Source organism: Cesiribacter sp. SM1 (assembly GCF_020178975.1).
In the GTDB taxonomy this organism is placed as follows: domain Bacteria; phylum Bacteroidota; class Bacteroidia; order Cytophagales; family Cyclobacteriaceae; genus Cesiribacter.
On sequence record NZ_JAHXBU010000063.1, the window covers coordinates 1 to 2593 of the forward strand.

Annotated in this window: 2 protein-coding genes; both read right to left on the reverse strand. The window is 46.3% G+C overall.

Annotation, left to right across the window (positions count from 1 at the left end; all coding sequences use genetic code 11):
* Positions 1-93: 93 nt before the first annotated feature.
* Positions 94-837: an IS21-like element helper ATPase IstB gene (istB, locus tag KWJ01_RS13185; RefSeq protein ID WP_224996927.1), complete on the reverse strand. Its 744-nt coding sequence runs from the start codon at positions 835-837 to the stop codon at positions 94-96.
* Between the two features lie 23 nt (positions 838-860).
* Positions 861-2399 (reverse strand): IS21 family transposase, encoded by a 1539-nt coding sequence (gene istA / locus KWJ01_RS13190; protein WP_224996928.1) that lies wholly within the window; start codon positions 2397-2399, stop codon positions 861-863.
* Positions 2400-2593: the final 194 nt, after the last annotated feature.

The following is a 2593-nucleotide window of genomic DNA, read 5'->3' on the forward strand; positions in this document are numbered from 1 at the left end:
TGCATATTCCGTTAAAACTGAACAGGTTATTCCGGGTAAAGTGAACACCCTATAGGAATGGATGAGTAGAAGCGTTAGTTAAGCTACTTTATTTTAGGGGTTATTGCTAAGGGTTGATTTGAGCTTACGCATTGATTCTCCCTTTAGTGCAATTTTGTGACCATTGTGCAGAAGTCTATCCAGTACGGCATCAGCTACTGTACTGTCGTCAAAGAGCTCATACCATTTTTCCTGTGGGAGTTGCGAGGCAATGAGGGTGGAATGTTTTCCGTGCCGGTCTTCTATGATCTCCATAAGCATCATTCTATTAGCTCCTTCGATAGGCTGAAGGCCAAAGTCATCGATGATGAGCAGTTGGGTTTTCTCCAGCTTAGCGAGTTCTCTCAAGTAGGAGTTATCTGCCTTAGACATACTCATCCAGGTAAAGAGTTTAGCGGTGTTAAAATAGCGCACCTTATAGCCCATGCGGCAGGCCTGGTGACCAATAGCAGAGGCCAGGTAGCTTTTACCTACTCCGGTAGGTCCGGTAATGAGCAGGTTTTCTTTTCTGTCAATAAAGCTGCAGTCTACAAGGCGCATCATCTGGTTTTTATCCAAGCTCCTTTTAGAGGAGTAATCAATCTCTTCTATGGAGGCCTGGTAGCGGAAGCGGGCTGTACGGATGTGGCGCTGGGTTTTACGCTGATCCCTGTCGAGCCATTCTTCTTCGATTAAGTGGGCCAGCAGTTCATCTGCCTGCATAGAAGTGTGTTTGCTTTGCAGAGAAGCTTTAAAAGCTTTTAGCATGCCAAAGAGCTTTAGTTGCTGCATCTTCTCAAGGGTGGCGTGATTGTTCATTTTTAGTGGATTTAAGTAAAAGATTATTCATAGTAGCTGCTGCCTCTTAGATTTTCGTGCTCGGGCAGGATGGAATGGGATGGCGTTAGCTCTGCCTGATCCAGGCCTTTCTCCAGGATCTTTTTGACGGTATTGTAGTAGTAGCTCTCAAAGTGCAGGGCCCTTTTACAGGCATTATTCAGTCGCTCATTACCTGCTTTCTTTGCCAGCGAAAGAATACCCATAGCAGATTTATAAGCCTGCTCCGGGTGAGGCTTTACCTCAAAAAGCTTATCGATAAACTCCTCTGTTTCTTCCCCTATTGTTTTTGCCCAGCTTTTAAAGCGCTCCGGATTCCACTCCGAGACAAAGCGATAAGAGGAGGATAAATGGCTTTTTTCGGTGCTATAGCCATAGCCCTTGCGGTTTCTCAAGTGAAAAGCGATACGTTCATGATTGGCATAAATTTCTACCTGCGAGCTGGTGTAGAAGACCTGCACCCGCTGACCTATGTACTTGTAGGGCACACTGTAGTAGTGTTTGTCTTCGCTTAACCAGATGTGGCCATTCTTTTGCACTTGCAGGCGCAGCTGCTTTTTTAGGCTGAAGCTCTCCAGAGGAAGCGGCCCCAGCACCTGCTGTTCTGTCTTCTCAAAGAGTTCTCTGCGGCTGTAATCCCGATGCTGGTATTTTCTGTTATTGAACAGCTCAAGCTGCTGAGCGAGGGCCTCATTGAGTTGCTGTAGACTAAAGAACTGCTGGTTGCGCAAAGGAGCAAAAAAGCTTCTGTACACATTGGAAACAGCATTCTCTACCGCTGCCTTGTCCTTAGGCTTATAGCTCCTGGTGGGCAGAATCACTGTGTTGTAGTGCAAAGCAAACTGCTTCATGGCCAGGGTGATCTCCGGCTCATAACGGCTGCTTTTTACGACTGCTGATTTTAGGTTGTCGGGGATAATAAGGGCAGGCACTCCTGTAAAGTAGTTAAGACAGCTCGATAAGCAGTCAATAAAATCCTGTTGCTTCTGGCTATGGCAGGCCTTTACATAGGTGTAACCACTAGCAGCCAGCACTCCCACAAACACCTGCACTTTGCTTATCTCTGCGGTTTTACTGTCAATCACCTCCAGTAGCTGGCCAGTAAAATCCACATAGAGCTTTTCGCCTGCTTTATGCAGCAGTGGGGCTGTAGGATGAGTAGATTTGCTCCAGAGTTGATAATAGTAGCAGAATTGGGAGTAACCATATGCATCCGGCTGATCCTGTTTGTATTCCTGCCAGAGCAACTGACGTGTAACACCAGTTTTCTTAAGCTCTTCTTCCATATAGGGAAAGAAAGCCAGCAAGTTCTTATGACGCTCATTGCCAGCACCAGAGCCCTGAAGAGCAATCTCCAGCCCTTCATCATTCAACTGAAGCAAAGCCGGCCAGGACAACCCTGAAAAGGATAACTGCTTGACGTATTCCACTACTGTGGTTCTGGAGATGCCAAGGCTTGAGGAGATGTAGCGATGGCTCCTGCCTTCGCTCTTTAGCCTGATTAACTGTCGAAGTGTGGTCATGTCGAGTCGTTTGTTTGCCATGTTTCCTGCCTTTGGTTACAGGCAGAAAATACTAGCTTTTACTCAACCATTCCCTTAAAAAAATGCAAGACACTTTTTTGACCTGCTTAAAAAACACAGGTGTTCACTTTGCCCGGAATAAGGTGTTCACTTTCGACGGAACGCTATGTCCAGTTTCACCGGAATACTATGTTCACTTTGGAGCGGAATATCCA